The sequence below is a fragment of the Cryomorphaceae bacterium genome (assembly GCA_007695365.1).
Lineage (GTDB): Bacteria > Bacteroidota > Bacteroidia > Flavobacteriales_D > SKUL01 > SKUL01.
In genome coordinates this window covers 1-4,722 of the sequence record REDV01000009.1, presented here as the reverse complement: position 1 = coordinate 4,722, position 4,722 = coordinate 1, and the positions used below count along the sequence as shown (strand labels likewise).

General features: G+C 51.4%; 5 protein-coding genes. 2 read left to right on the top strand and 3 right to left on the bottom strand.

The features are described from left to right. From EA392_00170 to EA392_00160, 3 genes are all read right to left on the bottom strand, one after another. On the bottom strand, positions 1 to 353 hold a 353-nt coding region (locus tag EA392_00170; protein TVR42622.1), incomplete at its 3' end, for an NAD-dependent epimerase/dehydratase family protein. Next, positions 350 to 1,672, bottom strand: a complete 1,323-nt coding sequence (locus tag EA392_00165; protein TVR42621.1) for a UDP-glucose/GDP-mannose dehydrogenase family protein — start codon at positions 1,670 to 1,672, stop codon at positions 350 to 352. The genes EA392_00165 and EA392_00170, both read right to left, overlap by 4 nt. Next, complete coding sequence (locus tag EA392_00160) at positions 1,669 to 2,799, bottom strand: DegT/DnrJ/EryC1/StrS family aminotransferase (protein TVR42623.1); 1,131 nt, start codon at positions 2,797 to 2,799, stop codon at positions 1,669 to 1,671. The genes EA392_00165 and EA392_00160 overlap by 4 nt, the downstream gene beginning before the upstream one ends. A 146-nt stretch (positions 2,800 to 2,945) precedes the next feature. Here EA392_00160 and EA392_00155 point away from each other — a divergent pair, with 146 nt between their 5' ends. Both EA392_00155 and EA392_00150 read left to right on the top strand, forming a co-directional pair. Continuing rightward, on the top strand, positions 2,946 to 3,701 hold the full coding sequence (locus EA392_00155; GenBank protein TVR42620.1) for a hypothetical protein: 756 nt from the start codon (positions 2,946 to 2,948) through the stop codon (positions 3,699 to 3,701). Beyond that, positions 3,701 to 4,722 (top strand): 3-deoxy-D-manno-octulosonic acid transferase (locus tag EA392_00150; protein TVR42619.1); only part of this gene is annotated, 1,022 nt, incomplete at its 3' end. The genes EA392_00155 and EA392_00150, both read left to right, overlap by 1 nt.

Here is a 4,722-nt window from a genome sequence, read left to right as displayed (position 1 = left end):
GAAGTGCTGGCCACGAGTATCCGCGCCGACTTAGCCTTTGCCAATCCCAGCAGATTGTGTGTTCCGAGCGAGCCAACTTTGAGGGTTTGGATGGGGATTTTGAGGTAATCAATCGGGCTGGCCGGAGATGCAAAATGCAGGATATAGTGCAGTTCACCGGGCACGTGCACAAATTTCGACACGTCGTGGTGACAGAACTCAAAATGCTCATGGGCAAAAAGATGCTCAATGTTGCTGAGGCTTCCAGTAATGAGATTATCCATCCCAATGACGTGGTATCCCTCAGCGATGAAACGGTCGCACAGGTGCGAACCCAAAAAGCCTGCAGCCCCGGTTATCAGAACGCGTTTCATTCAAGAATGGGATTTACCGTTTCGCGCCCAATGCTTTCGTAGTAGAAGCCGAGGTCGCGCATGCGCTCGGTCTCATATAGGTTTCGGCCATCAAATATTACCGGGGCGCTAAGCAAATCCCTTATTTTCTCGAAGTCAGGATTGCGGAAAACCGCCCACTCCGTCGCGATAATAAGGGCGTCGGCACCGTCCAGCGCTTCATAGGGATTGTCTGCGTATTCGATGCGATCGGCGAGCATGCGTTGTACATTTTTCATGGCTTCGGGGTCGTAGGCTTTTACCGTGGCACCTTCGGCCAAAAGCTGGTTAATCATGTACAAAGCGGGGGCTTCGCGGATATCGTCGGTATCGGGTTTAAAGGAGAGTCCCCACATGGCAATGCGTTTACCCTTGAGGTTCATTTCAAAAAACCGTCGGAGTTTGTCAACCAAAATGGTTCGTTGTCTTTCATTCACGGCAATTACGGAGTTCAGCACCTGAAACTCGTAGTTTTCTTCACGTCCGCTACGCTGAAGGGCGAGTACATCCTTAGGAAAACAGCTTCCGCCGTAGCCGATACCCGGAAACAAAAAGCGTTTTCCTATGCGCGTATCCGAACCGATGCCGAGGCGAACCTTGTCTACATCGGCGCCCACTTTCTCGCAGAAGTTGGCAATTTCGTTCATAAAGGTAATCTTGGTTGCGAGGAAGGCATTGGCAGCGTACTTGGTAAGCTCGGCCGATTTTTCATCCATCACAATCAAGGGATTTCCCTGGCGGATAAAGGGCTTGTAGAGCTGTTCCATCACTTTGGCTGCCCGTTCGGACGACACGCCGATCACCACGCGGTCGGGTTTCATAAAATCGTCCACGGCAAAGCCTTCTCTCAAAAACTCAGGGTTCGACACCACATCAAAAGGCACGTCGGTGAGTGAGGCTATGGTTTCGCGCACTTTATCGGCGGTTCCAACCGGCACGGTACTCTTGTCAACAATCACCTTGTAGTCGGTAATCATCTGGCCTAGCTGCCGCGATACACGGAGGATGTAGGACAAGTCTGCCGAACCATCCTCTCCCGGAGGTGTAGGCAAAGCGAGAAAAATGATTTCAGCATCTTTGATGGCCTCCTCAAGATTGGTGGTGAACTTGAGGCGCTCCTGGCGGATATTCCGCTCAAAAAGAACATCGAGGTGCGGTTCATAGATGGGCACCTTGCCTTGCTTCATCATTTCAACCTTTTCGGCGTCTATATCAACGCACATTACGTTATTTCCGGTTTCAGCAAAGCAGGTTCCGGTAACAAGGCCAACGTAGCCCGTTCCAACAACGGCTATATTCATGATGCTAAAAAGTCTTTTACGGTTTGGGTAATGAAGTTGAGTTGGTCATCACTCAGCTCCGTGTGCATGGGCAGGGAGATCACCTCCTTGCAAAGCTGATTGGTTGCAGGGAACAGGTCATCGGTAATTTCGTCGCGGCGGTATGCATTCTGGTGATGCAGCGGCACCGGATAGTAAATCATGGCAGGAATTCCGTGGGCCTCCAGATGTGCTTTCAGCGCATTTCGGTCAATCCCTTGCGTGCGCAGCGTGTATTGGTGAAACACGTGGGTTGATTGCGGGTGCCTTGCCGGCGTGACCAGTGCTTCAAAATCCTTGAACGCCTCGTCATAGGCCCTCGCAGCGCGATTTCTGGCCGCGATGTAATCATCGAGGCGACGGAGTTTGATACGCAAAATAGCTGCCTGCAAAGAATCCAGTCGTGAGTTCACACCGATATCTTCGTAGTAGTACCGCTCTCCCATCCCGTGGTTTACCAGCGATCGCATTTTGGCCGCCAAGGCATCATCATTGGTGAAGATGGCGCCCCCGTCGCCATAGCACCCCAGGTTTTTGGAAGGGAAAAACGAGGTGGTTCCGATGTGGCCCATGGAACCAGCCATTTTCTCTTCACCAGCTGAAGTGCGGTACCGTGCGCCAATAGCCTGGGCGTTGTCTTCCACCACATACAGATGACGTTCACGGGCCAGCTCCATCAACTCATCCATCGGTGCGCATTGCCCAAACAGGTGAACGGGTACAATGGCTTTTGTGCGGGGGGTGATGGCTCGCTTCACCGCTTCAGGATCCATGTTGAAAGTATGGATATCCACATCCACAATGACCGGGGTAAGCCCCAGCAAACCAACCACCTCCACGGTAGAGGCAAAAGTGAAATTTGGCGTAATCACCTCATCACCAGGCTCAAGATTCAACGCCATCAGGGCTACCTGAAGAGCATCGGTACCGTTGGCACAGGGGATGACGTGTTTTACGCCGATGTAGGCTTCCAGTTCTTTTTGAAAAGCTTGAACTTCAGGACCGTTTATATATGCGGACGATGCAATCACATCGAGCACAGCGCGGTCAACTTCGTCTTTAATCTTTTGATACTGACCTTTGAGGTCAACCATCTGAATTTTATCCATGTAGGGGGCTTCTTTCATAGAGGGGGCGAAGATACACACTTTTCACGGCTTCGGGTGTAATCATCAGGGATTCCATCCGTGTTAACTTTGGGGTAAAGTACGAACTTCGGAATGGCTATCTTTGAAGCCCGAATGCCGGAAATACGATGAAAAACGCCTTTGTATTGTTGTTGGCTGTGTTATGCACAAGCTCTGTTTTTTCGCAGGGTGAAATAAGCAAGGAAAAGCTTCTCCTCACGCAAGTAGGAGTGGGTATTGGCTACTATTTTCCGGTGGGCAATATGGGCGAGCGTTACAGCGGAGCATTCCGGCTGGGTGGCGGATTTAACGTCAAGAACCGCAAAAACTGGACGTTTGGGCTCGACGGAGGCTACCTGTTTAACGACGCCGTTCGAAACCCTGAAAACTATCTGCTGAACATGCGTACCCAATCGGGAGAGGTCATCGGTCAGGACGGCAGCTTTGCCGAAATCATTATGAATATGCGTGGCATAACGCTCAATGCCTCTATCGGAAAGGTTTTTGATGTAATTGGTCCGAATCCCAATTCGGGAATTGTGGTGCGTTTTGGAGTGGGATACCTTCAACACAAAATTCATATTGAAGCACGCCGCGATGACGTTCCCCAGTTCGAAGAGGATATGCGTCAGTACTACGACCAGCTCACAGGAGGCCTTACACTTAATCAATTTGTGGGTTACCAGCATCTCTCCAACTCGAGACTCACCAACTTTTTTATCGGTTTTGAGGCGTTTCAGGGCTTTACGCGGAATCTCCGCAACTACAATATTGACCTCGGCGGGAAAGACGACCGCCAGCGCTTTGACGGTTTGGTGGGACTGAAAGCCGGTTGGTTGCTGCTCATTTACAAGCGCAAACCGCAGGAATTCTACTTCTACTAATGACCTTGCTGTATCGGTTGGGGATTGCACTCTACGGCACGGCCGCCCGCTTTACGTCATGGTGGAATCCCAAGGCGCGACTTTGGGTTTCGGGCCGTAAAAATGTGATAGGCAACATTGAACGGGAATGCTCCGAAAAACGCCCTACCATCTGGATGCATTGCCCAAGCCTCGGCGAATTTGAACAAGGCCGACCGCTGTGGGAAGCCCTGCGCGAACTATACCCCGAATACCGCGGCGTGATTACCTTTTTCTCGCCCTCGGGATTTGAAGTGCAAAAGGAGTATCCCCACGCCGATCACATCTTCTACCTGCCCGAAGACACACCCGGGAATGCAAAGCGGTTTGTGCAGGCGCTCCAACCCTCGCTCGCGCTTTTTGTGAAATACGACTTCTGGCTGCACTACCTCGAATCATTGAAAACCCATGGTTGCACCACCCTGCTAGTAAGCGGCATTTTTCGACCCAACCAGCATTTTTTCGGGTCTTTTCCCGCGCTCGGAAACCGAATGCTCAACTGCTTCGATTACTTCTTTGTGCAAAACGAAGAATCCGAAAAACTCCTTCGCAACAAGGGCTTTACCCATGTGCAAAAAACCGGCGACACCCGCTTTGACCGTGTGTTGAAGCTTAGCGCAACGCCACCTGACATCCAAAAGGTTGGTGATTTCTGCCAAGGGCACAAAACCGTGGTGGCCGGAAGCACATGGCCGGCAGATATTCAGGCCTTGTTGCCATTTCTCAAAGAGGGTGATCACGGTTTCAGAATGATTATCGCGCCACACGAAGTTCACAAGGCCGCCATCCAACAACTGCTGGAAACATTACCTGTAAAGTCCGCTCTGTTTTCCGTTGACGAAGCCATCACTGACAACACGCGCGTGCTGGTGATAGACAGCATCGGAATGCTTTCGCGACTCTACCACTTTGCCCATGTGGCCTACGTGGGCGGAGGTTTCGGTAAGAGCATTCACAACCTGAGTGAAGCCGCCGCGTGGGGTGTGCCCGTGGTATTTGGTCC